General features: G+C 67.7%; 23 protein-coding genes. 13 read left to right on the top strand and 10 right to left on the bottom strand.

The annotated features are described in order from the left end of the window. Positions 1-3: 3 nt before the first annotated feature. Entirely contained in the window at positions 4-828 is an 825-nt protein-coding gene (locus GGC47_RS21665) for an OmpA/MotB family protein (protein WP_142022855.1), read from the top strand. Positions 829-850: 22 nt separating this feature from the next. Here the strand turns inward: GGC47_RS21665 and GGC47_RS21660 are convergent, their stop codons facing one another. From GGC47_RS21660 to GGC47_RS21630, 7 genes are read right to left on the bottom strand one after another with little or no spacing between them, the layout of a single operon-like run. Beyond that, complete coding sequence (locus tag GGC47_RS21660) at positions 851-1,147, bottom strand: hypothetical protein (RefSeq protein WP_051987943.1); 297 nt, start codon at positions 1,145-1,147, stop codon at positions 851-853. A gap of 5 nt (positions 1,148-1,152) precedes the next feature. Beyond that, positions 1,153-2,160, bottom strand: a complete 1,008-nt coding sequence (locus tag GGC47_RS21655) for a WD40 repeat domain-containing protein (protein ID WP_142022854.1) — start codon at positions 2,158-2,160, stop codon at positions 1,153-1,155. 14 nt (positions 2,161-2,174) lie between these two features. Continuing rightward, positions 2,175-3,137: a CobW family GTP-binding protein gene (locus GGC47_RS21650; RefSeq protein WP_113253480.1), complete on the bottom strand. Its 963-nt coding sequence runs from the start codon at positions 3,135-3,137 to the stop codon at positions 2,175-2,177. A gap of 42 nt (positions 3,138-3,179) precedes the next feature. Further along, positions 3,180-4,118 carry a metal ABC transporter substrate-binding protein gene (locus GGC47_RS21645; protein ID WP_142022853.1) on the bottom strand — a complete coding sequence of 313 codons (939 nt, stop codon included), beginning with the start codon at positions 4,116-4,118 and terminating at the stop codon, positions 3,180-3,182. Positions 4,119-4,154: 36 nt separating this feature from the next. Then, positions 4,155-5,030, bottom strand: coding sequence for a metal ABC transporter permease (locus GGC47_RS21640; RefSeq protein WP_142022852.1), 876 nt, complete (start codon positions 5,028-5,030; stop codon positions 4,155-4,157). 19 nt (positions 5,031-5,049) lie between these two features. Next, positions 5,050-5,784, bottom strand: a complete 735-nt coding sequence (gene aztA / locus GGC47_RS21635; protein ID WP_038362883.1) for a zinc ABC transporter ATP-binding protein AztA — start codon at positions 5,782-5,784, stop codon at positions 5,050-5,052. Positions 5,785-5,796: 12 nt separating this feature from the next. Further along, on the bottom strand, positions 5,797-5,958 hold the full coding sequence (locus GGC47_RS21630) for a hypothetical protein (protein ID WP_156115940.1): 162 nt from the start codon (positions 5,956-5,958) through the stop codon (positions 5,797-5,799). 257 nt (positions 5,959-6,215) lie between these two features. Between GGC47_RS21630 and GGC47_RS21625 the strand changes: the two genes are divergently transcribed. From GGC47_RS21625 to GGC47_RS21615, 3 genes are all read left to right on the top strand, one after another. Then, positions 6,216-7,184, top strand: coding sequence for a TAXI family TRAP transporter solute-binding subunit (locus GGC47_RS21625; protein WP_038362881.1), 969 nt, complete (start codon positions 6,216-6,218; stop codon positions 7,182-7,184). Between the two features lie 150 nt (positions 7,185-7,334). Further along, the gene (locus GGC47_RS21620) at positions 7,335-9,470 is read left to right on the top strand and encodes a TRAP transporter permease (protein WP_051987941.1); all 2,136 of its coding nucleotides are present in this window, start codon (positions 7,335-7,337) and stop codon (positions 9,468-9,470) included. Continuing rightward, on the top strand, positions 9,467-9,832 hold the full coding sequence (locus GGC47_RS21615; RefSeq protein WP_142022851.1) for a DUF1850 domain-containing protein: 366 nt from the start codon (positions 9,467-9,469) through the stop codon (positions 9,830-9,832). Before GGC47_RS21620 ends, GGC47_RS21615 begins: the two co-directional genes overlap by 4 nt. A 123-nt stretch (positions 9,833-9,955) precedes the next feature. On the opposite strand, the gene GGC47_RS21610 is transcribed toward GGC47_RS21615, so the two are convergent. Continuing rightward, positions 9,956-10,195 carry a hypothetical protein gene (locus GGC47_RS21610; protein WP_038362877.1) on the bottom strand — a complete coding sequence of 80 codons (240 nt, stop codon included), beginning with the start codon at positions 10,193-10,195 and terminating at the stop codon, positions 9,956-9,958. Positions 10,196-10,367: 172 nt separating this feature from the next. On the opposite strand from GGC47_RS21610, the gene GGC47_RS21605 reads away from it, so the two are divergent. The 5 genes from GGC47_RS21605 to GGC47_RS21585 are packed head-to-tail and all read left to right on the top strand — an operon-like array spanning position 10,368 to position 14,827. Next, on the top strand, positions 10,368-11,957 hold the full coding sequence (locus tag GGC47_RS21605) for a gamma-glutamyltransferase family protein (RefSeq protein ID WP_142022850.1): 1,590 nt from the start codon (positions 10,368-10,370) through the stop codon (positions 11,955-11,957). A 5-nt stretch (positions 11,958-11,962) separates the two neighbouring features. Beyond that, positions 11,963-13,159 (top strand): amidase, encoded by a 1,197-nt coding sequence (locus tag GGC47_RS21600; protein ID WP_429068676.1) that lies wholly within the window; start codon positions 11,963-11,965, stop codon positions 13,157-13,159. A gap of 12 nt (positions 13,160-13,171) precedes the next feature. After that, a complete protein-coding gene (nthA, locus tag GGC47_RS21595; protein ID WP_429068675.1) occupies positions 13,172-13,798 on the top strand; it encodes a nitrile hydratase subunit alpha in 627 nt (208 codons plus the stop codon). Next, a complete protein-coding gene (gene nthB, locus GGC47_RS21590) occupies positions 13,795-14,454 on the top strand; it encodes a nitrile hydratase subunit beta (protein ID WP_429068674.1) in 660 nt (219 codons plus the stop codon). The genes nthA and nthB overlap by 4 nt, the downstream gene beginning before the upstream one ends. Beyond that, entirely contained in the window at positions 14,441-14,827 is a 387-nt protein-coding gene (locus GGC47_RS21585; RefSeq protein WP_370955642.1) for a nitrile hydratase accessory protein, read from the top strand. Before nthB ends, GGC47_RS21585 begins: the two co-directional genes overlap by 14 nt. Positions 14,828-14,830: 3 nt before the next feature. Here the strand turns inward: GGC47_RS21585 and GGC47_RS21580 are convergent, their stop codons facing one another. After that, a complete protein-coding gene (locus tag GGC47_RS21580; RefSeq protein ID WP_429068673.1) occupies positions 14,831-15,898 on the bottom strand; it encodes a nickel/cobalt transporter in 1,068 nt (355 codons plus the stop codon). Next, positions 15,889-16,539, bottom strand: coding sequence for a DUF1007 family protein (locus GGC47_RS21575; protein ID WP_370955640.1), 651 nt, complete (start codon positions 16,537-16,539; stop codon positions 15,889-15,891). The genes GGC47_RS21580 and GGC47_RS21575 overlap by 10 nt, the downstream gene beginning before the upstream one ends. A 303-nt stretch (positions 16,540-16,842) precedes the next feature. Between GGC47_RS21575 and GGC47_RS21570 the strand changes: the two genes are divergently transcribed. The 4 genes from GGC47_RS21570 (at position 16,843) to GGC47_RS21555 (ending at position 21,875) form a co-directional block, all read left to right on the top strand. Beyond that, on the top strand, positions 16,843-20,385 hold the full coding sequence (locus GGC47_RS21570) for an indolepyruvate ferredoxin oxidoreductase family protein (RefSeq protein WP_370955639.1): 3,543 nt from the start codon (positions 16,843-16,845) through the stop codon (positions 20,383-20,385). Between the two features lie 129 nt (positions 20,386-20,514). Continuing rightward, positions 20,515-21,189: a Crp/Fnr family transcriptional regulator gene (locus tag GGC47_RS21565; RefSeq protein ID WP_112761723.1), complete on the top strand. Its 675-nt coding sequence runs from the start codon at positions 20,515-20,517 to the stop codon at positions 21,187-21,189. Positions 21,190-21,292: 103 nt separating this feature from the next. Beyond that, on the top strand, positions 21,293-21,496 hold the full coding sequence (locus GGC47_RS21560) for a hypothetical protein (RefSeq protein WP_112761722.1): 204 nt from the start codon (positions 21,293-21,295) through the stop codon (positions 21,494-21,496). A gap of 85 nt (positions 21,497-21,581) precedes the next feature. After that, on the top strand, positions 21,582-21,875 hold the full coding sequence (locus GGC47_RS21555; protein ID WP_038362860.1) for a hypothetical protein: 294 nt from the start codon (positions 21,582-21,584) through the stop codon (positions 21,873-21,875). Positions 21,876-21,919 lie beyond the last annotated feature (44 nt).

Here is a 21,919-nt window from a genome sequence, read left to right as displayed (position 1 = left end):
GCCATGGCGAAGAAAAAACGGGGCGGTCACGGCGGCCATGGCTGGTTCGTGACCTTTGCCGATCTGATGGCGCTGCTCATGGCGTTCTTCGTCATGGTCGCCGCCTATTCGAGCCAGGACAAGCAGAAGATGCAGATCGTCGCCGGCTCGATGCGCGACGCCTTCGGCACGCAAAGCGACGTGCGGCTCGCCGGCATCGTCGAGCTCGACGGCATCCCGACCAAGACGCATATCAAGAACGCCTATATCCGCCCGCTGCAGGACGCCTCCGACAACACCGCGCCCAACCACAACAACCAGAAGGAAGACGGGCTGATCTCCGCGACCTACGATCGCGGCTTCGCGCTCGCTGCCGCCTCGCTGAGGCAAGCGCTGCGCGACATGCCGGAGATTGCCGAGGTCTCGCGCAACATCCTCGTCGAGGTCTCCGAGGCGGGCATCGACATCCAGCTCGTCGATCAGGAGGGCCGCGCGATGTTCGCGGAAGGCTCGGCCCAGCCCAACGAGCGCATGCGCAAGGTGCTCGCCGCCATCGCCCCGACATTGCGGCGCATGTCCAACAAGATCGCCATTTCCGGCCACAGCGCGACGCCCCGCCCCGGCCAGCCGCCCGAAGGCGATATCTGGGGCCTCTCCGTCGCCCGCGCCAACGCCGTGCGCGCGCTTCTCGCCGGTGCCGGCGTGCCCAATGAGCGCTTCCTCTCCGTCACCGGCAAGGGCGATATCGAGCCCCTGATCAAGGACAACCCCTATCTGCCCTATAACCGGCGGGTCGGGATCGTGCTGAAGGCGGATGCGCCGGTGCTGCCGCAAGGGCTGAAGCCCTGAGAATAGCGATCAAGTACCGCGGTCAAGCCCCAGTATGACGGAGCGCCTCCGCCAGCGCCGCATCCGTCACCTCGGCCATCGCCATCTGCAGCTTGTAGGCCTGCGTCTTCGCGCCGGGCTGCATCACCAGGATCACCGTCTCGGTGCCCGGACAGCTCGGATCGGCGCAGAGGATCTCGTTGACGGCAATCACCGTCGTCTCGGGCAGGCCGAGCAACTCGCGAACCTGCCTCTTCAGGCTTTCGGCCACGGCCTTCGCCTCGGCTTTCGCGCCGTCATCCTTGCGGGCCTCGCCCTTGCCGAAGAGCCCGAAGCGCATCGTGCCTAAGCCGGCAGCGTCAGCACGCCGGCGGCACCGTCCTCGGCACCGAAGGCGAGGCGCTTGCCGGCCTTGTCCCAGGCGAAGGCGCTGATGCCGCTGCCGCGCTCGGCCGGCCGTACCAGCAATTCGGAGCCGTCGGTCAGGCGCACCAGCAGGATGCAGCCATCGTCATAGCCGATAGCCAGAACCAGCGCGCCGGGATGGAAGGCGACGCGGGTGACGCGGGCATGGCGCACGCCGCACTCGCGCGGCGCCTTGCCCTGCGGCCCGTCGCCCTGGAAGGGCCAGACGATCGCGCCGTCCGCTCCGCTGGACGCGAGCCAGAGCCCGTCATGCGACCAGGACAGCGAGCGCGGCTTGGCCGGATAGCCGGTCATCCGCATATGGCCCGGCCTGTCGCCGAGCTTCCAGCCATGCAGCGCGTTTTCCTGCATGGAGGTGACGACGAAGCGCCCGTCCGGCGACCAGGCCGCGTCGAGATGCGAGCCCTTCCAGTCGAGGAATTCCGGCTTCGCCTCGGTGTTCGGATACCAGAGCGAGACGCCGTTCATCTGCGCGACGGCGAGGCGATAACCCTTCGGCGCGAAGACCAGGCCCTGCGGCGTGCTCGCGGCCTCCAGCGTGCGGACGCGGCCCTTCTCGTCGCGAGCATGGACCGTCTTGCCGCTGTTCCAGGCGAGATGGCCCGAAGGCGACAACGTGATCGCGTCGACCCAGCGCCGCTTCGGATCCTTCGCCAGCTCTTCCGGCTCGCCCTCGAACCGCGTTGCGACGACGCGCCCGTCATCGCCGCCCGAGATCAGCCGCTCATTGTCGCCGGTCGCGCAGAGGATGCCGCCGGCATGGGCCTCGACGCTGTCGGTCGCGCCGTCGCGCCAGCGCAGCACGCGCCCGTCGGCCAGCGCGAAGACCAGCCCCTGCTTCAGCCAGCGGGTGGCGACGACATGGTCTCCCGCCGCGATGGGGACGACATGCTCGCGCAGCGAGGTGGGTTGGGTCAAAGTAGCCATGACGCGGCTTTAACTCACGCCGCGCAGGCTTCAAACCCCTTGCGCAACTCGTTCTCGTTGAGTCCGCGCCCGATGAACACCAGCCGGCTCTCGCGCTTCTCGCCGGCCTTCCAGTCGCGCTGCAGGTCGCCGTCGAGGATCATGTGCACGCCCTGGAAGACGAAACGGCGCGGCTCGTCCTTGAAGGCGAGGATGCCCTTGGAACGCAGGATGCTGGGGCCCTGGATCTGGGCGATCTCGTTGATCCAGGGCATGAATTTCTCCGGATCGACGTCGCCGGGGATCGTCAGCGAGATCGAGCGCACATCCTCGGCATGGTGATGGTGATGGCCGGCCTCGAGGAAATCCGGCTCGATGTCGAGGATGCGGTCGAGGTCGAAGGCCTTGCGGTCGAGCAGCGATGCGATCTCGACATTGCAGCGCTCGGCCTTCTCGAGCCGGGCATAGGGGTTGATCGCGCGGATCTGCGCCTCGACCTCGGCCAGCTCATCGGCCGAGACGAGGTCGGTCTTGTTGAGGATGATGACATCGGCGAAGGCGATCTGGTTCTTCGCCTCGGGCGCGTCCTTCAGCCGGTCCTTCAGCCATTTGGCGTCGGTCACGGTGACGACCGCATCGAGGCGGGTGGCGTCGCCGACATCCTGGTCGACGAAGAAGGTCTGCGCGACCGGCGCGGGATCGGCGAGACCGGTGGTCTCGACGATGATCGCGTCGAACTTGCCTTTGCGCTTCATCAGCCCGTCGAGGATGCGGATCAGGTCGCCGCGCACGGTGCAGCAGATGCAACCGTTGTTCATCTCGAAGATTTCCTCATCGGCACCGACGATGAGGTCTCCGTCGATCCCCGCCTCGCCGAACTCGTTGACGATGACGGCGAATTTCTTGCCGTGCTCCTCGGTGAGGATGCGGTTCAGCAGCGTGGTCTTGCCGGCGCCCAGATAGCCGGTGAGCACCGTGACGGGGATCTTTTCGGACATGATTGCAACCTGATGGCTGGTGGCCTCGGGAGCGGCTGGCCGTCAGGCCGGGCCGGCGGCGAGCGCCTTCTCGATCTCGCTTATATTGTGCTTCATCATGTCGATGTAAGTCCCCGCCGGGCCCGAGGCGTCGGAAAGCGCGTCGGAGTAGAGCGTGCCGCCGATCCGGGCGCCGGATTCCCTGGCGATCTGCTCGATCAGGCGGGGATTGGTGACGTTTTCGAGGAAGACGGCCGGCACCTTCTGCGCCTTGATCTGGCGGATGATGCGGGCGACGTCCTTGGCCGAGGCCTCGGATTCCGTCGAGACGCCCTGCGGCGCGATGAATTCGATGCCATAGGCCTTGACGAAATAGCCGAAGGCATCGTGCGTGGTGATCGCCTTGCGCCGGTCGGCCGGGATGCGCGCGACCACCGCCTTCACCTCGCCCTCGACGACATCGAGTTTGGCCAGATAGGCCGTGGCATTGGCATCGTAGACCGCCTTGCCGGCCGGATCGGCCGCGCCGAGCGCATCGCGGATATCGGCGACGTAGATGCGGGCATTGGCGATGTCCTGCCAGGCATGCGGATCGTCATGGCCATGATCGTGGCCGTGCCCGCCCTTCGCGTCATGCTCTTCCTCGGCCGCCTCGATCGGCTTGATGCCCTTGGTCGCGGTGACGACCGTCGCCTTCGTGCCGGAGGATTTGATCAGGCGGGGCAGCCAGCCTTCGAGATGCAGGCCGTTGATGACGACGAGCTTCGCCGCCGCCATCGCCTTGGCGTCGGCCGGCGTCGGCGAATAGACATGGGCGTCGCCATTCGGCCCGACCAGCGAGGTCACGCTGACCCGGTCGCCGCCGACCTGCTTCACGAAATCGGCCAGCACCGAGAAGCTCGCCACCACCGGCAGCTTCTCCTGCGCGAAAGCGACGGACGGCAGTGCCGCGAGGGAGAGCCCCGCGACCAGATAGGCGACAAGGCTACGACGGTTAGGCATGAAACTCTCCGCTCGAAATGAAACGATATAACGTTTCTATCTTTCAAGATGGGGCCGAATCAAGGCGCGCCGCGCAAGCCCGCCCTGCGAGCCGAGCAGAAGCGAGATAATGTAGAGGCAACCGGCCGCGAGAATGATCGCCGGGCCGGCCGGCAGGCTCGAGCCCGCCGCATAGGAAACGACGAGGCCGGCATAGCCGGCGACCATGCCGAAGCCGGTCGCCAGCATCAGCAGCCGCGTGATGTCCGCCGTCCAGAACCGCGCCGCCGCCGCCGGCAGCATCATCATGCCGACGGCGAGCAAGGTGCCGAGCGCGTTGAAACCGGCGACGAGATTGAGCACCACGAGCGCGAGGAACGTCAGGTGGACGAAGCCGCCGGAGCGGCTGACCGAGCGCAGGAAGCCGGGATCGACGCATTCCAGCACCAGCGGCCGGTAGAGCGCCGCCAGCGCCGTGAGCGAAACCGTCGCGACGCCCGCGAGCAGGATCAGCACGTCGTTATCGAGCGCCAGCACATTGCCGAAGAGGACATGCAGCAGATCGATCGCCGAGCCGCGCAGCGAGACGATGGTGACGCCGAGCGCCAGCGAGATCAGGTAGAAGGCGGCGAGCGAGGCGTCTTCCTTCAGCACCGTCGCGCGCGCCACCGCACCGGCGAGCAGAGCCACGGCAAAGCCGGCGGCCAGCCCGCCGATCGTCATCGCCGGCAGCGAGAAGCCGGCGACGAGATAGCCCAAGGCCGCGCCCGGGAGGATGGCATGGGCCATCGCATCGCCGGTCAGGCTCATGCGCCTGAGCATCAGGAAGACGCCGATCGGCGCGCCGGAGACCGACAGCGCCGTCACGCCGACGAGCGCACGGCGCATGAAGTCGAATTCGGCGAAGGGGCCGATGAAGAGATCGTAGAGCATCGGCCTGACCGGAAAAGCGTTACGCCGCGTCGCGCTGGCAGGGAGCGGCGTGGCTGTCGAAGGCTTCGACCATGCGGCGCGCCTTGAGCAGATTCTCGGGGGTCAGCACATCGGCGGTCGCCCCCCAGGCGACGGCCTCGCGCGCCAGCAGCAGCGTCTGCGGAAAGGCCCGGCGCACCGTCTCGATGTCGTGCAGGACCGCGACGACGGTGCGGCTCTCGCCATGCCAGCGCTGGACCAGCGCCAGCAGATCGGCGGTGGTGCGCGCGTCGATGGCAGTGAAAGGCTCGTCGAGCAGGATGATTTCGGCGTCCTGCAGCAGGAGCCGCGCGAACAGCGCACGCTGCATCTGCCCGCCGGAGAGCGTGCCGATCGGCCGACGCTCGAAGCCGGTCAGCCCCACCGCCGCGATGGCGTGCTCGACCTTGTGGGCGACGCCCGCCCCGATCCGCCCGAAGATGCCGGCGCGGCTCCACAAGCCCATCGCGACAAGATCATAGACATGGATCGGGAAGGAGCGGTCGAGCTCGGCCGATTGCGGCAGATAGGCGAGCCGCTTGCCCTTGGCGAGCGAGATGCCGCCGGCGAGCGGAAGCAAGGTGCCGGTGATGCCCTTGAGCAGCGTCGACTTGCCGGCACCGTTGGGCCCGACGATCGCGGTCAGGCTCCCCGTGGCGACCTCGCCGGAGAGATGGTGGATCGCCGGGTGACGGTCATAGCCCAAGGTCAGGTCGGTGAGGCGGATGGCGGACAACGCGAACTTCCTTCAGGCGATCACGGCCAGCGTCGCGGCCCAGAGCAGGACGACGACGACAGCGGCCAGCCCGACGCGATTCCAGGCCGACAGGCGCAACAGCGACCAGCCCGGATCATCCGAGACGGCCTGCGAGGCGGCGTGACTGTGGCCATGGTCGTGCGCGTGAGCCATGTGAGACGATATAATATTACATCGACGACGGCACAAGCGATCTTCGCGGCTTGTGCACGCCTCGCGAAGCTCCAGCCTGCCGGGATGAGATACGCGGGTCGAGCCCTGGCCGGATGCGAGCTTCGGCAAGAATCACCCTCGGTAATTGGGCTAAAGGCGCAAGCGAAAGCCATGTCTTGCGCTTTTCCTCGGCCGGCATCCTGCTTACAACTCAAGGCAAGCCCACCGTTCGAGCCGGGCAGATTCAGGGAGCTTCCATGAAAACGCTGTTCCGCGGCCGGCGCCTCGCCGGCCTTGCCGCTGCCGTTCTGCTGGCCGCCGCGCCGGCGGGTGCCCGTGCCCAGGAATTCATCAACATCCTCACCGGCGGCACCTCCGGCGTCTATTATCCGATGGGCGTCGCGCTCTCGAAGATCTATGGCGAGAAGATCCCGAACGTCCGCCCGACCGTGCAGGCGACCAAGGCCTCGGTCGAGAACCTCGTGCTGCTGCAGCAGGGCCGCGGCGAGATCGCCTTCACGCTCGGCGACTCGCTCGACGCCGCCTGGAAGGGCGACGAGGAGGCCGGCTTCAAGACGCCGCTGAAGAAGCTGCGCGGCATCACCGCGATCTATCCGAACTATGTCCAGATCGTCGCCTCGAAGGAGAGCGGCATCAAGACGCTGGCCGATCTCAAGGGCAAGCGCCTCTCGGTCGGCGCGCCGAAATCCGGCACGGAGCTCAATGCGCGCGCCATCCTCGCCGCGGCCGGCCTCGGCTACAAGGATCTCGGCAAGGTCGAATACCTGCCCTTCGCCGAGTCCGTGGAACTGATGAAGAACCGCCAGCTCGATGCTACCTTGCAATCGGCCGGCCTCGGCGTCGCCTCGCTGCGCGACCTCGCCACCTCGATCGAGATCAACGTCGTCGAGGTTCCGAAGGCGGTCATCGACAAGGCGGGCCCGCCCTTCATCAGCACCCCGATCCCGGCCAATACCTATACCGGCCAGACCGCGGCGGTGAACACGGCGGCCGTGGTGAACTACCTCGTCACCCATGAGGGCGTGAAGGACGAGCTGGTCTACCAAATGACCAAGAACATCTTCGAGAACCTGGGCGATCTCGCCGCCTCGCACGCCGCCGGCAAGGACATCAAGCTCGAGCGCGCGCTCGACGGCATGCCGATCCCGCTGCATCCGGGCGCGGCGCGCTACCTCAAGGAAAAGGGGCTGAAGGTCGGTTCGTAAGCGGTCTTTCGCCTTTCCGACGCCTTCGCGGTCATCCCGCCGATCCGGGATCCATGCCTGAACCGTTCCGGCATGGATCCCGGGTTTCTCTCCGGTCGCCCGGGATGACGGCACATTCTTTGACGGCCTGACGCGGAGCCGAGCAGGACCATGACCCACGAGACCGACCAGTTGGAAGCCCTCTCCGGCGCAAGACCGGGCGAGGTCGAGCATGCCGATCTCGACAATTTCGAGCATGGCTTCCCGCCCGGTTTCGGTCCCGGCCGCTGGGGGCTTTTGGCCTATGGGCTGGCGCTCGCCTTCGCCGCCTTCCAGATCGCGATCTCCGCCTGGAATTTCCTGCCGAGCCAGGCGGCGCGCGGCGTTCATGTCGGCTTCCTGCTGCTGCTGAGCTTCGGGCTCATCGCCAATTTCCGGGCGAAGGACACACCCGGGCGGCTGCTCGGCTGGGCGCTGGGCCTGCTCGGCTTCGCGGTCGGCCTCTATCAATGGATCTTCTACGCCGACCTGATCCTGCGCGACGGCGATCCCTCGACGCTGGACCTCGTCGTCGGCACGCTGTTGATCGTGCTGATCTTCGAGGCCGCGCGCCGATTGATGGGCAATGCCCTGCCGATCATGTGCGGCGTCTGCCTGCTCTACTGGTTCTTCGGCCAGTATCTGCCCGCGCCCTTCAACCATCGCGGCTATGGCTACGACCAGATCATCGGCCATCTCTCCTTCGGCACCGAGGGCTTCTACGGCACGCCGATCTACGTCTCCGCGACCTATATCTTCCTGTTCATCGTCTTCGGCTCCTTCCTCGAGAAGGCCGGGATGATCCATCTCTTCAACGACGTCTCGCTCGGCATCTTCGGCGGCACGCGCGGCGGCCCGGCCAAGGTCGCGGTGTTCTCGTCTGGCCTGATGGGGATGATCTCCGGCTCCGGCGTCGCCAATGTCGTCACCGTCGGCCAGTTCACCATTCCGCTGATGATCAAATTCGGCTACCGGCGCGCCTTCGCCGCCGGCGTCGAGGCGACCGCCTCGATGGGCGGCCAGATCATGCCGCCGGTGATGGGCGCGGTCGCCTTCATCATGGCCGAGACCCTGGGCGTGCCCTATGCCGAGATCGTCAAGGCGGCCGCCATCCCTGCGATCCTCTACTTCGCCTCGGCCTTCTGGATGGTGCATCTGGAAGCCGGGAAATACGGGCTGAAGGGCGTCGAGCGCGCCTTGCTGCCGAGTCCGCTCAAGGCGCTGCGCGAGCGCTGGTATCTCGCCTTGCCGCTCGCCGTGCTCGTCTTCATGCTGTTCCACGGCTTCACCCCGCTCTTCGCCGGCACGATGGGCCTGGCGCTGACCGTCGGGCTGCTGCTCGGCGCGGGCTTTGCCGCCGGCCTGAGCAGGCAGAGCCTGCGCGTCATCTTCTGGATCGGGCTCGGGCTCATCGCCGCCGCGCTCTTTCAGGAGGGGCTCGATGTCCGCTATGTCGCCGGCCTGATCGCGCTTCTCGTGCTCGCCAACGCCTTCACCCTGGGCGGCCGCACCACGCTGGCGATCAGCCGCGACGCGCTCGCCGACAGCGCCAAGACGGCGCTGCCGGTCGGCATCGCCTGCGCCATCGTCGGCACGATCATCGGCCTGATGACGCAGACCGGCATCGGCACCACCTTCGGCGCCTGGATCATCGGGCTCGGCCAGTCCAGCCTGTTCCTGGCGCTGGTCCTGACGATGATCCTCTCGATCCTGCTCGGCACCGGCATCCCAACGATCCCGACCTACATCATCGTCGCGGCCCTGGCGGCACCGGCGCTGGAAAAGCTCGGCGTGCCGCTGATCGTCAGCCACATGTTCGCCTTCTACTACGGCATCATGGCCGACCTCTCGCCGCCGGTGGCGCTCGCGGCGCTGGCCGCTGCGCCGATCGCCAAGGAGAACCCCGACAAGATCGGCTGGGAGGCGATGCGCGTCGCGCTTGCCGGCTACGTCATCCCCTTCATCGCGGTCTATTCGCCGGCGCTGATGCTCCAGGCCGGAGATCCGATGGCCAACGTCATCGGCTTCTGGCCGGCGGTGATCTACGCCACCTTCAAGGCCTCGGTCGCGATCGGCCTCTTCGGGATGGTGGCGATCGGCTGGCTCTTCGGCCGGCTGACCGTCGTGGAGCGGGTGCTCTGCTTCGTCGCGGCGGTGCTGCTCTTCGGCGAGTTCGCCTATAGCGACCCGCTCGGCTATGTGCTGACGGCGGCGATCATCGCGCGACACTGGTTTGCCGCGCGCCATGCGGAACCGGCGGCGGCATGAGCCTGTGCCTTGCGGCCGGCGCGCTCCTCGTCTCGCTTGGCCATGGCGAGATCACGCTGGGCTGGCGGCATTCGGTGCAGAAGACGCTGTGGGAGGAAGTCTGGCGCGAGACCCCGGCGGGGCTTGTCCTCGTCGAGGCCCGCATCGAGGGCTCCGGCGCCGGCATGGACCCGCCGGACGGCGCCAGGCTGATCGACGGCTTCTGGCGCTGGCGCCCCGATTTGCCGGCACTGCCCGAGGTGGTGCTGCGCCGTTCCGGCGCCACCGCCGACTGGCGCCTCTGCATGGACGGCGCCTGCAAGCCGATGAGCGATTATCTACCGGCCGAGGCCGACCCGGTCACGCTGAAGGTTTGTGGGTAAAATCCGCGAGGTTCGCCGTCATTCTCGGGCGGAGCGAAGCGCAGACCGAGCTCAGGCCGAAGGAGCCTCCGGCGCCCGCTTGTCACGAGATCCTCGGGTCAAGCCCGAGCATGACGCCCTACCTCAATCGACCGTGGTGAGATGCTCGACCTTCAGCACGCGCCGCATCAGATTGACGAAGCCATAGGCCGCGAAGACCGAGAACACGGCCATCATGATGTACTCGAACATCGTGCCGAGATCGAACATGCCGGCGATGGCCCAGCCGGCCGCGAGCGCGACGCCGAAGAGCTCGACCGCGATCAAGATTCCCAGCGAAACCACGATGGTCAGGCTGCGCCAGTTGGTGTGCCGTCCGGCCATGCTGTCCTTCCTTCGAATGCCCGCCTTCGCGGACACATTGTCGAGCACTGGCGCCTTCACGCCGCCATGCGCCCAACGCACCTAGCGGACACAGCCGCGCCATGCAACAAAATCGCGCCCCGAAGGCGCCCTTGCGCCAGATGGGGACGCATGGGGAGATTGAAAAGTCCTGATGGTCGATACGCCTGTCTTCGGTTCGGCCGCAGTCGCCGCGCCCCATCATCTTGCCTCGGAAGCCGGCCGCGCCGTCCTCGCGGAAGGCGGCAATGCGATCGAGGCCATGGTCGCGATGGCGGCCACCATCGCCGTGGTCTATCCGCATATGAACGGCATCGGCGGCGACGGCTTCTGGCTGATCCACGAGCCCGGCGGCAAGATGCATGGCATCGAGGCCTGCGGCCCGGCCGGGACGCTCGCGACGATCGAGCGCTATCGCGCCAAGGATTACGACAGCATCCCGGCGCGCGGCCCGGAAGCGGCGCTGACCGTCGCCGGAGCCGTCGAGGGCTGGCGTCTCGCGCTCGACCTCTCCAGATCCCGCGGCGGCCGCCTGCCGTTGCGCGAATTGCTCGCCGATGCGCTCCGCCACGCCCGCGAGGGCTATGCGGTGTCCCCTTCCGAATGCGGCAACCGGCCCAACGAGCTGGAAGCGCTGAAGGCCGCGCCAGGCTTCCTCAAGACCTTCTGGCCCGACGACGCGCCACCCAAGCCCGGCAGCCATCGCAAGATGGAGGCGCTGGCCGAGACGCTGCAGCAGCTCGCCGGTGCCGGGCTCGACGATTTCTACCGCGGCGATGTCGGCCGCGAGATCGCCGCCGATCTCGAACGCATCGGCGCGCCGGTGACGCGCGCCGATCTCGAACGCTACCACGCCCGCACCGTCGCCCCGCTTACGCTCGCCTTGCCCGGCCTCACGGTCTGGAACATGCCGCCGCCGACGCAAGGCCTGGCCGCACTCGTCATCCTCGGCCTGTTCGAGCGGCTCGGCCGGGTCGAGCTCGACTCTTTCGCGCATCATCACGGGCTGATCGAGGCGACGAAGCGCGCGCTCGCCATCCGCGACCGCCATGTCACCGACCCCGCTTATGCGACCGGCGATCCCGCCCGTTTTCTGGGTGAGGCGATGCTGGCCCGCGAGGCCGCCGAGATCGATGCCAGGCGCGCCGCGCCCTGGCCGGTGAAGCCTGGCCATGGCGACACGATCTGGATGGGCGCCATCGACGGCAAGGGCCTCGCCGTCTCCTACATCCAGTCGATCTATTGGGAATACGGCTCCGGCTGCGTGCTGCCCGCGACCGGCATCCACTGGCAGAACCGTGGCATCTCCTTCTCGCTCGACAAGGCCGCCGCGAATCCGCTCATGCCCGGCCGAAAGCCCTTCCACACGCTGAACCCGGCCTTCGCCCGCTTCGACGACGGCCGCATCCTCGCCTATGGCGCGATGGGCGGCGACGGCCAGCCGCAATTCCAGGCGCAGATCCTGACGCGCTACCGCCTCGGCCAGAATCTCGCGACCGCGATCGATGCGCCGCGTTGGCTCTTCGGCCGCACCTGGGGCTCGGCCTCCACCGGGCTGAAGGTCGAAAGCCGCTTCGATTCCGCCCTGCTGGAGCGGCTCGACGCCGCCGGCCATCCGGTCGAGGAGAGCGGACTGGCCTATTCCGAGGGCTTCGGCCATGCCGGCATGCTGGTGAAGCATGCGAATGGCCGCGTCGAGGCCGCGCACGATCCGCGTTCCGATGGCGATGCGAAGGGGATCTGATTCACATGACCTATGACGACCCGTTCCGCTGCTTCGTGCCCTATCCCGACGCGACGGTGAAACACAGCCCGACCGGTCCGCTCGCCGGGCTGACGCTGGCGGTGAAGGACCTCTTCGACGTCAAGGGCTACCCGACGGGCGCGGGATCCCCGATCGTGCTGGCGCAATCCGGCATCAAGACCAAGACCGCGCCGATCGTGAAGGATCTGCTGCAGGCCGGCGCGCGCTTCGTCGGCAAGACGCATACCGACGAGCTCGCCTTCTCGCTCAACGGCAAGAACGCGCATTTCGGCTCGCCCATCAACCCGGCCGCGCCGGACCGGATCACCGGCGGCTCCTCCTGCGGCTCCATGGCAGCTGTTGCGGGGCGTCTCGCCGACATCGCACTTGGATCCGATACCGGCGGCTCGGTCCGGGCGCCGGCGAGCTATGGCGGGCTCTTCGGCATTCGTCCCACCCATGGCCGGCTCTCGCTGAAGCGGGTCTGGCCGCTGGCGGAAAGCCTCGACACGCCCGGCTGGTTCACCCGCGACGGCGAGGTTTTTGCCCGCGTCGGCAACGCCCTGCTCGGCAAGGACCGCACTGAACTGCCGGAGGTGCCGCGCCTGCTGCTGGCCGACGACATGTTCGCCCAGGCCGTGCCGGAGGCCGAAACGATCCTGCGCAATGTCGTGCAGCGGGCGCTGCCCAGCGTCGGCCAGCCGGAGAGCGTCAAGCTCGTGCGCGACGTCGACGCGCTCTACTGGGCCTTCCGCTGGATCCAGGGCCGCGAGGCCTGGGCCTCCGACGGGGCCATGATCGAGCGCTTCGCCCCGCCGCTGGGGCCGGGCGTGAAGGAGCGCTTCGCCTTCTCGAAAACCGTGACGGATGCCGAATACGCCAAGGGCGAGGCGACGCGAAAGACCTTCCGGGCGCGGCTCGCCCGCCTGCTCGGCCAGGACGGCGTGCTGATCCTGCCGACCGTGCCGGACATCGCGCCGCTGGTCAGCGCCGAGGAGCCCGAGCTGGAGGATTTCCGCAACCGGGCGCTGAGGCTGCTTTGCCTGTCCGGCCTGTCGGGCTTCCCGCAAGTGACGATTCCGGTGGCGCAGCGCGAAGGCGCGCCGCTCGGCCTGTCGCTGATCGGGCCGAAGGGCTCGGACAAGTCGCTCATCGCCTTCGCCGTCGCCTATGAGCGCGCCACGCGCGTCAGGATCGCCTGAGAGGAGGCCCGGATGAGCGGACACCATCACGACCACGACCACGATCACGACAACCACTTCACCGCCATCGAGGCGCGGGTGAAGGCGCTGGAGACACTGATGGTCGAGAAGGGCTATGTCGATCCGGCCGCACTCGACGCCATCGTCGATACCTACGAAACCAGGGTCGGCCCGCGCAACGGCGCCCAAGTCGTCGCCAAGGCCTGGACCGACCCGGCCTATGCCGAGCGGCTCAAGGTCGACGGCACCGCAGCGGTGGCCGAGCTCGGCTATGGCGGGCGCGGCGGCGAGCATATCGTCGCCTGTTTCAACACGCCGGAGGAGCACAACCTCGTCGTCTGCACGCTCTGCTCCTGCTACCCCTGGCCGGTGCTGGGCCTGCCGCCAGTCTGGTACAAATCCCCGCCCTACCGCGCCAAGGCGGTGATCGATCCGCGCGGCACCCTCGCCGATTTCGGCGTGACGCTGCCGGAGGGCCAGCGCATCCGCGTCTGGGATTCCACCGCCGAAACCCGCTTCATCGTCATCCCGATGCGTCCGGCCGGCACCGAAGGCTGGAGCGAGGAGAAGCTGGCGAGCATCGTCAGCCGCGATTCGATGATCGGCACCGGCCTGCCAGATGTGGAGGACGCGGCATGAACAGCGCCCACGACCTCGGCGGCCAGATGGGTTTCGGCCCGGTCGTGCCGGAGCCGGACGAGCCGGTCTTCCACGGCGATTGGGAAAAGCGCGTGCTCGCGATCAATGTCGCGGCCGGTGCGATGGGCGCCTGGAGCATCGACGAGATCCGTCATCATCGCGAGAGCCTGCCGCCGGCTCAATATCTCTCGGCGAGCTATTACGAGATCTGGCTCGCCGCGCTCGACAAGGCGCTGGTCAAGCACGGCTTCCTGACCTCGGCCGAGCTCCTCTCCGGCAAACCCGCGCCCGGGCGCCGTGAGCCGAAGCGCGTGCTCAAGGGCGAGGAGGTGCCGGCGGTGCTCAGGCGCGGCTTCCCCTATGAGCGCGAAGCCAAGGCCCCTGCCCGCTTTGCCGTTGGCGACACCGTGCGCACCATCGTCATGCATCCGCAGCACCATACGCGGCTGCCGCGCTATGCCCGCGGCAAGCAGGGCGTGATCGAGCGCGTCACCGGCTGCCATGTCTTCCCGGATACCGGCTCGCAGGGCCTGCCGGAGACGGCCCAATGGCTTTACACCGTCGTCTTCGCCGGCCCCGAGCTCTGGGGCCGCGACGGCGATCCGAACTCCACCGTCAGCATCGAGGCCTGGGAGAGCTATCTTGAGCCGGCCTGAGACCGATCTAGCGGCGGCGCTGGCCGCGGACACGCCGATCCCGCGCGATGCCGAGGGGCCGGTCTTCGCCGAGCCCTGGCAGGCGCAGGCCTTCGCGCTGGTCGTCGCCCTCCAGAACCGGGGCGTCTTCACGGCGGATGAATGGGCGCAGGCGCTTGGTGCCGAGATCCGCGAGGCCTTGGCTGCGGGCGGGTGCCGCGACGGCTCGGATTATTACGAGCGCTGGTGCGAGGCGCTGGAACATCTGCTGATCGAAAAGGGCCTCGCCTCGCATGCTGGCGTCGACGCGCTCGCTGCCTCCTGGGCGCGGGCCGCCGAGGCGACGCCGCATGGCAAGCCGATCCTGCTGGAGAACGATCCGTTGCGGAGCTGAGCCTCAGCTCCCCATCCCGCCGATCCACAGGCCGAGCGAGAGCGCGGCGCCGAGCACGACGATGAAGGCGGCCGCCACCAATTCGAGCCCGGCGAGCAGTCGCACCGCCCGCAAGCTGCCCCCGCTGGCGAATTTCAGCGCCGCGAATTTGAAGAAGACGGCGAGCGCCGCCAGCGCCCCTGTCGTGATCGCGGTACCCAGCGCCATGGCGAAGGCGGCGGCAATGCCCGCCCAGTAGAGCCCCTGCGAGGCGGCGAAGACGAGGATGATCAGCGCCCCCGCGCAGGGCCTCAGGCCCGCGGCGAGGACGACGCCGGCCATGTCGCGCCAGTCCCGGAGCCCGGCGACCTGCTGCGCATCCGGCATATGCACGTGGTCGCAGGACGCATCATGCGCGGCGGCCCCCTGCCCGAGCGCCAGGAAACTGCCCGCCTTGCGCCAGAGCACGAGCAGGCCGACCAGCGCGACGAGCAGGAAGCTGCCCTGCTCGATGGCACTGGTCGCCATGTTCATTTTGACGGCGGTGGTGCGGAAGATCAGCGTCGCGACCGAGACGATGGCGATGGCGACGAGCGCCTGCAGGATCGCCGCGGCGAAGCTGAGCGAGAGCCCGCGCTTCAGGCTGCGGTTGTCGGCGACGATATAGCCGGAGATCACCGCCTTGCCGTGGCCGGGCCCGGCCGCATGGAAGACGCCGTAGCCGAAGGACAGGCCGAGCAACCCCCAGACCGCTGTCGGCGTCTGGGCGATCGCCTTCAGCGTCGCGGTCAGCTCGCGATAAAAGCTCGACTGCCAGGCGATCAGCACGGCGCCGAAGCCCGTCGTCGAAGGCAGCGCCTCGCGCGGCAGCGCGGTCCCGAACGGATTGCGCGGCGGCGGCGGGGCCGGCAGGCTCCAGAGCGAGATGCCCCAGGCCAACAGGCCGAGTGCGGCGGCGACCAATGCCAATGCCAGCGCGGCGACGACGATGCGCGACAACAGCGACGTCGCCCTTTGCGAGCCCTCGGCCTGAGGAGCGCCGGAAGCGCGCGGCTCTTCGGGGTGAGGACTGAGGGGGGTCGTCAGGGACATGCCACCAGCGCCCGCGTCGTGACCTCGTAGCCGCTCATGTCCGGCGTCGCGGTGATGTCCTCCTGCGCCAGCTTCTGCGCGACGTCGTCGGCAAGCTTGGGCGGGCGATTGACCCTGACGATGCAGCCGGCCGGGGCATCGCGCGTCACCACGGCGTCCGGCTCATCGACGATCTCGAAGGCGACGAAATAGGTGGGGTCGCCGACCTCGATGCCGAAGGAGCGGCTCTTCGGCGGCGGATGCTTGAGCGGCAGCGTGTAGTTCAATGTCAGGATCTTGTTCTCGAAGACGAGCCCGGCATCGGTCGGCGTGCCGAATTCCTGCTTGCGGCCATTGACCTTGGCGATGGTGAAGAACTCGACCTCGGGCAGCGAATCCATGTTCACCTTGGCGAGGTCCGCCAGCTCGTCCGGCGTCAGCTTGCCGTCGCCGTTCTTGTCGAGGCCCTGGGTGATATAGGCCGAATAGGCCTCGTCGAAGCTCCAGTGCTGCCGGATCGCCTTCACCGTCCCATCCGGCGCGAACAGGATCTCGGCCTTGGCCTTCACCCAGACATGCGGATGCGCCTGCGCCGGCCCCGCCAGGCAGGCGGCGAGCAGGGTGACGGCCGGCAAGGCCGTAAGAAGCGCACGTCCCGTCAAGAACGGTATCCTCCACAGATCCGGAGCCGAGGGCGATAAGGCCGGCCCGCAACGATTTTGCGACCGGGCCGTCGCAGCCTTCGCCGCGAATCGGGGCCAAATCGCGGCGCAGGCATTTCGCGCAAGGCTGCCCGTGCCGGCAAGACTGGAACGCATCTCTGGACCTCCTCGCAAAAACTGGAACAATGCCAATGTGATTGACCGCCTTCGGGCGATATGTCAGCGTTGCTGACATATCTTGCATCGAGACAGGTCGAGAGGCCGGATCAACCGGCCCGCGGGAACGACGATCGGGAGGCCGGCATGACTGAGCCAATGCGCGATTCCAGCGTCGATGCGGGCACGCTTCGCTCCGTCACGCTCGACGACAAATACGACCTCGGCAAGCGGGACATCTTCCTGACCGGCACGCAGGCCGTCGCCCGCATGCTCTTGATGCAGCGCGAGCGCGACCGGCGGGCAGGGCTGAACACTGCCGGCTTCGTCTCGGGCTATCGCGGCTCGCCACTCGGCGGGCTCGACCAGCAGCTCATGCGCGCCGGCAAGGCCCTGACCGCGGCCAACATCGTCTTCCAGCCCGGGCTGAATGAAGACCTCGCCGCGACCGCCGTTTGGGGCACCCAGCAGGCCGAACTGCAGGGCGAGGGCAAGTATGACGGCGTCTTCGCGCTCTGGTACGGCAAGGGCCCGGGCGTCGACCGCTCGGGCGACGTCTTCCGCCACGGCAACATGGCCGGCACCTCGCCCCATGGCGGCGTGATCTGCCTGATGGGCGACGACCACACCGCGGAATCCTCGACCAACGCCCACCAGACCGAATTCGTCCTGGTCGACCGGATGATGCCGATCCTGAACCCCGCCGGGGTGCAGGAGATCATCGATTACGGCCTGCACGGCATTGCGCTCTCGCGCTTCGCTTCGGTCTGGGTCGGCATCAAATGCGTCAAGGACAACATCGAATCGACCGCCTCGATCGACGGCGCGCTGGACCGCGTCTCGATCGTGACGCCGAGCGACTATGTCCCGCCGCCCGGCGGGCTTGCCATCCGCCGCGAACTGGATTTCGTCGAGCAGGAGCGACGCCTGCATCTCTACAAGCGCGACGCGATGCTGGCCTATCTGCGCGCCAACCGCCTCAATCGCATCGTCACCCATGGCGGCCGGGAGCCGCGTATCGGCATCGCCACCGTCGGCAAATCCTATCTCGACGTGCGCCAGGCGCTGGAGGACCTCGGCATCGACGAGGTCCGCGCCAATGATCTCGGCATCCGCCTGTTCAAGCTCGCCTGTCCCTGGCCGATCGACCCGGCCGAGCTGAAATCCTTCGCGGAGGGCCTCGACCTGATCATGGTCGTCGAGGAGAAGCGCTCCCTGATCGAGGTCCAGGTCCGCGAGGAGCTTTACGGCGCGGCGCATCAGCCGATGGTGATCGGCAAGAAGGACGAGAACGGCGATTGGCTCTTCCCCGTCCATGGCGCGCTCGACCCCAACGACATTGCAATCGCGCTGGGTGGCCGCCTGCTGCAATACCGCGACGATCCCGCCCTACGTGCCCGGCTGGAAGAGATCGCCAAGGCGCAAGGCAGGCTCGCCGAGGCGCAGGAGATCGCGAAGCGCACGCCCTATTTCTGCTCGGGCTGCCCGCACAACTCCTCGACCGTCGTGCCCGAGGGCTCGCGCGCCTATGCCGGCATCGGCTGCCACTACATGGTGCAGTGGATGGACCGCGACACCGCCGGCTTTACCCAGATGGGCGGCGAAGGCGCGAACTGGATCGGCGAGGCGCCGTTCTCGACGCGCGGCCATGTCTTCCAGAATCTCGGCGACGGCACCTATACCCATTCCGGTTCGCTCGCGATCCGCTGGGCGGTCGCGAGCGGCGTCACCATCACCTACAAGCTGCTCTACAACGACGCCGTCGCCATGACCGGCGGCCAGCAGGCGGAAGGCCATCTCTCGCCCGACCAGATGGCAAGGCAGGTCGCGGCCGAAGGCGTGAAGCGCATCGCCGTGGTCAGCGACGACCCCGGCAAATATCCGCCCGGCACGCAATGGCCGGCCGGCACGACGCTGCACCATCGCGAGGAGCTCGACGCCGTCCAGCGCGAGCTCGCCGGAACCTCCGGTGTCTCGCTGCTGCTCTACGACCAGACCTGCGCCACCGAGAAGCGCCGCCGCCGCAAGCGCGGAGCCTATCCTGACCCCGACAAGCGCGTCGTCATCAACGAGCTGGTCTGCGAGGGCTGCGGCGATTGCGGCGTGCAGTCGAACTGCGTCTCGGTGCAGCCGCTCGAGACCGAGTTCGGCCGCAAGCGCCAGATCGACCAGTCGAACTGCAACAAGGATTTCTCCTGCGTGAAGGGCTTCTGCCCGTCCTTCGTCACGGTCCACGGCGCCCGCCCGAAGAAGGCGGAGCCGATGCGTCTCGATGCGCAGGCGCTGGGCGAGGCCGATATCCCCGAGCCCGCTGTGCCGGCGCTCGACCGCAGCTTCGCCGTGATCGTCACCGGCGTCGGCGGCACCGGCGTCGTCACCATCGGCGCGATCCTCGGCATGGCCGCCCATCTCGAGGATAAGGGCTGCGGCATGATCGACATGGCCGGCCTCGCCCAGAAGGGCGGCGCCGTTTTCAGCCACGTCAAGCTCGCGCCGAGACCCGAGGACATCCACGCCATCCGCGTCACGGCCGGACAAGCCGATCTCGTGCTGGGCTGCGACCTGACCGTCACCGGCTCGAAGAAGGTGCTCGGCGCGATCCGGCGCGAAGGCGGCATGGTCATCGTCAACACCGCCGAGAGCCTGCCGGGCGACTTCACCCGCAATGCCGACTTCTCGCTCCCGACCGAACGGCTGAAGCGCGCGATCCTCTCGGCGGCGGGCCGCGACAACACCCGCTTCCTCGACGCGACCGCGACGGCCGTCGCCTTTCTCGGCAATGCCATCGCGGCCAATATGCTGATGCTCGGCCATGCCTGGCAGCTCGGCGCCGTGCCCTTGTCCCGCGCGGCGCTGCGCCGGGCGATCACGCTCAATGGCGAGGCCGTGGCGATGAATCTCGAAGCCTTCGAGCTCGGCCGCCGCGCCGCGCATGATCCGGCCGCGCTCGACGCCCTGCTGACCCAGGCCAAGGCGCCGACAGCCGCCCGCCATCTCTCAGAGACGCTCGACGAGATCATCGCCCGCCGCGTCGCCTATCTCACCGCCTATCAGAACACCGCCTATGGCGCCCGCTACCGCCATCTCGTCGCGCGCGTGCAGACGAAGGAAGCGGCCGTCTCGCCCGGCCAGAGCGCGCTCAGCGAGGCCGTCGCGCGCAATCTCTTCAAGCTGATGGCCTATAAGGACGAATACGAGGTCGCGCGCCTCTACAGCGACGGCGCCTTCCGCCAGCAGCTCGCCGCGACCTTCGAGGCCGACGGCAAGGATGGCAAAGCGCTGCGCTACGAATTCCACCTCGCCCCGCCGCTGTTGGCCAGGCGCGATCCGAACACCGGCCTGCCGCGCAAGATGAGCTTCGGGCCGTGGATGATGGGGGCCTTCTCGCTGCTGGCGAAATTCAAGGGCCTGCGCGGCACCGCCTTCGACCTCTTCGGCTACACGCAGGAACGCCGCACCGAGCGCCGGCTGATCGCCGATTACGAGGCGCTGCTGAACGAACTGCTGACCAAGCTCACGCCGGAGAACCATGCGCTCTGCGCGGCGCTGGCCGCGATCCCGGAGAAGATCCGCGGCTTCGGCCATGTGAAAGAGCGGCACCTGAAGGCGGCGAAGGCCGAGGAGGCGATGTTGCTGGGGCAGTTGCACGATGGACCGCCTTCGGCCGCTCTGCCGCAGGCGGCGGAATAGGGTACAGCTTTGCGCCACGTCATGCTCGGGCTTGACCCGAGCATCTCCTGCAAGAGATTCTCGGGTCAAGCCCGAGAATGACGCCACGCTGCCCGAAGTCTGCCCCCGCCAACCCGGATAACCGCCACCTTGATCGCCCCCGAAGAGCTGCGCGCCATCGCCTCCTGGTCTCGTGATCTGTCGGAAGCGGAATTCGAGGAGGCGCGGCGCGGCATCAGTTTCAGGAGCTACGGCAAGAATGCCTCGATCTGCCATGTCGGCGACCGGCTGGAATCCTGGACCGGCGTGGCCGAGGGTCTGGTCAAGATGGCGACCACCTCCAAATCCGGCAAGACCGCGACGCTCGCGGGCCTGCGCGCCGGCGCCTGGTTCGGCGAGGGCACGGTGATCAAGGCCGAGCCGCGACGCTATGAGCTGGTGGCGCTGCGCGATTCCAGGATCGCCCTGATGCGCCGCTCGACCTTCCTCTGGCTGTTCGAGCATTCGGCCGCGTTCAACCGTTTCCTCGTTCACCAGTTCAACGAGCGCCTCGCCCAGTTCATCTCGCTGGCCGAGACCGAACGCACGCTCGATTCCACCGGGCGGCTGGCTCGCAACCTCGCCTGGCTGTTCAACCCGATCCTCTATCCCGACCTCGACCGCACGCTCACAGTCTCACAGGAGGAGCTCGGCATGCTCGCCGGCATCTCGCGGCAGATGGCCAATCAGGGGCTGGCGAAGCTGGCCGCGCTCGGCCTGATCGAGCTCGGCCATGGCAGCGTCACCATCATCGATCTCGAGCGGCTGGCGCGCTACGAGGCGTAGCCGGATCATCGGCCAGCGCCGCGCCTGCCAAGCTGGCGGCACAAAATCTCGCTTCGCGCGTTGCTCTTCCCGAGGCGCCCTCCGGCGCGACGGGATTGAGACAATGTTCTGGTTCTTCGAAGCCTTCGCAAAACGCATCAACGAGCAGGCCGCGGAATACGCCGCGGCGCAGACACAGGTTCTGAAACGCGGCTTCGGCCTGTGGCCGGATTTGACCGCCCAGCCCGTCAGAATCGAAAGCTCTTCGGCAAGGGACAGGCGGCTTCACCGCCTCGCAATGGCGAAAAGCGCCTCCCGCCCTCGCTGAACGCCAGCAGAACACACCGTTCAGGCGGGGTTCCAACCCGGGCTGTTCAAATCCTCTCAGTCGATGCAAAAGAAGGACATATTCGATGCGCAAGCTTCTGATTGCCGCCAGCCTGGCCCTGGCTGCCTTCGCCGCGGCCCCTGCCGGCGCCGCCGCACCGCAGAGCCTCCCGCAGGCTGAACAGCTCGACAAGCTGCCGGCCGAGTTCACCCGCCACAACCGCGAGCACCGCCACTGGGAAATCCAGCGGAACATGGAGCGGCGGCACTTCCGCCATGGCCGTGGCTATGACCGCGGCTACGGCTATCGCCGCCATGGCGGCCCGCCGCCCTGGGCGCCCGCGCATGGCTATCGCCGCCACCACGGCTATCGCTACTGAGCATCCAGCCTGAGAGGCCCGTCCCCTGACCGGGGGGCGGGCCT

This window comes from Allobosea sp. OAE752 (genome assembly GCF_050433265.1).
GTDB classification, from domain to species: domain Bacteria; phylum Pseudomonadota; class Alphaproteobacteria; order Rhizobiales; family Beijerinckiaceae; genus Allobosea; species Allobosea spartocytisi.
The sequence above is the reverse complement of the archived record's forward strand: the minus strand, read 5'-3'. Positions and strand labels throughout refer to the sequence as shown.

What these genes read in the sequence shown, in the direction of transcription:
- GGC47_RS21570 (WP_370955639.1), top strand. Translation starts at nt 16,843, where the DNA reads ATGACTGAGCCAATGCGCGATTCCAGCGTCGATGCGGGCACGCTTCGC.
- GGC47_RS21600 (WP_429068676.1), top strand. Translation starts at nt 11,963, where the DNA reads ATGACCTATGACGACCCGTTCCGCTGCTTCGTGCCCTATCCCGACGCG.
- nthB (WP_429068674.1), top strand. Translation starts at nt 13,795, where the DNA reads ATGAACAGCGCCCACGACCTCGGCGGCCAGATGGGTTTCGGCCCGGTC.
- GGC47_RS21615 (WP_142022851.1), top strand. Translation starts at nt 9,467, where the DNA reads ATGAGCCTGTGCCTTGCGGCCGGCGCGCTCCTCGTCTCGCTTGGCCAT.
- GGC47_RS21655 (WP_142022854.1), bottom strand. Translation starts at nt 2,160, where the DNA reads ATGGCTACTTTGACCCAACCCACCTCGCTGCGCGAGCATGTCGTCCCC.
- GGC47_RS21620 (WP_051987941.1), top strand. Translation starts at nt 7,335, where the DNA reads ATGACCCACGAGACCGACCAGTTGGAAGCCCTCTCCGGCGCAAGACCG.
- GGC47_RS21580 (WP_429068673.1), bottom strand. Translation starts at nt 15,898, where the DNA reads ATGTCCCTGACGACCCCCCTCAGTCCTCACCCCGAAGAGCCGCGCGCT.
- GGC47_RS21645 (WP_142022853.1), bottom strand. Translation starts at nt 4,118, where the DNA reads ATGCCTAACCGTCGTAGCCTTGTCGCCTATCTGGTCGCGGGGCTCTCC.
- GGC47_RS21640 (WP_142022852.1), bottom strand. Translation starts at nt 5,030, where the DNA reads ATGCTCTACGATCTCTTCATCGGCCCCTTCGCCGAATTCGACTTCATG.
- GGC47_RS21660 (WP_051987943.1), bottom strand. Translation starts at nt 1,147, where the DNA reads ATGCGCTTCGGGCTCTTCGGCAAGGGCGAGGCCCGCAAGGATGACGGC.
- GGC47_RS21555 (WP_038362860.1), top strand. Translation starts at nt 21,582, where the DNA reads ATGCGCAAGCTTCTGATTGCCGCCAGCCTGGCCCTGGCTGCCTTCGCC.
- GGC47_RS21610 (WP_038362877.1), bottom strand. Translation starts at nt 10,195, where the DNA reads ATGGCCGGACGGCACACCAACTGGCGCAGCCTGACCATCGTGGTTTCG.
- nthA (WP_429068675.1), top strand. Translation starts at nt 13,172, where the DNA reads ATGAGCGGACACCATCACGACCACGACCACGATCACGACAACCACTTC.
- GGC47_RS21625 (WP_038362881.1), top strand. Translation starts at nt 6,216, where the DNA reads ATGAAAACGCTGTTCCGCGGCCGGCGCCTCGCCGGCCTTGCCGCTGCC.
- GGC47_RS21630 (WP_156115940.1), bottom strand. Translation starts at nt 5,958, where the DNA reads ATGGCTCACGCGCACGACCATGGCCACAGTCACGCCGCCTCGCAGGCC.
- GGC47_RS21650 (WP_113253480.1), bottom strand. Translation starts at nt 3,137, where the DNA reads ATGTCCGAAAAGATCCCCGTCACGGTGCTCACCGGCTATCTGGGCGCC.
- GGC47_RS21560 (WP_112761722.1), top strand. Translation starts at nt 21,293, where the DNA reads ATGTTCTGGTTCTTCGAAGCCTTCGCAAAACGCATCAACGAGCAGGCC.
- GGC47_RS21665 (WP_142022855.1), top strand. Translation starts at nt 4, where the DNA reads ATGGCGAAGAAAAAACGGGGCGGTCACGGCGGCCATGGCTGGTTCGTG.
- GGC47_RS21605 (WP_142022850.1), top strand. Translation starts at nt 10,368, where the DNA reads ATGGTCGATACGCCTGTCTTCGGTTCGGCCGCAGTCGCCGCGCCCCAT.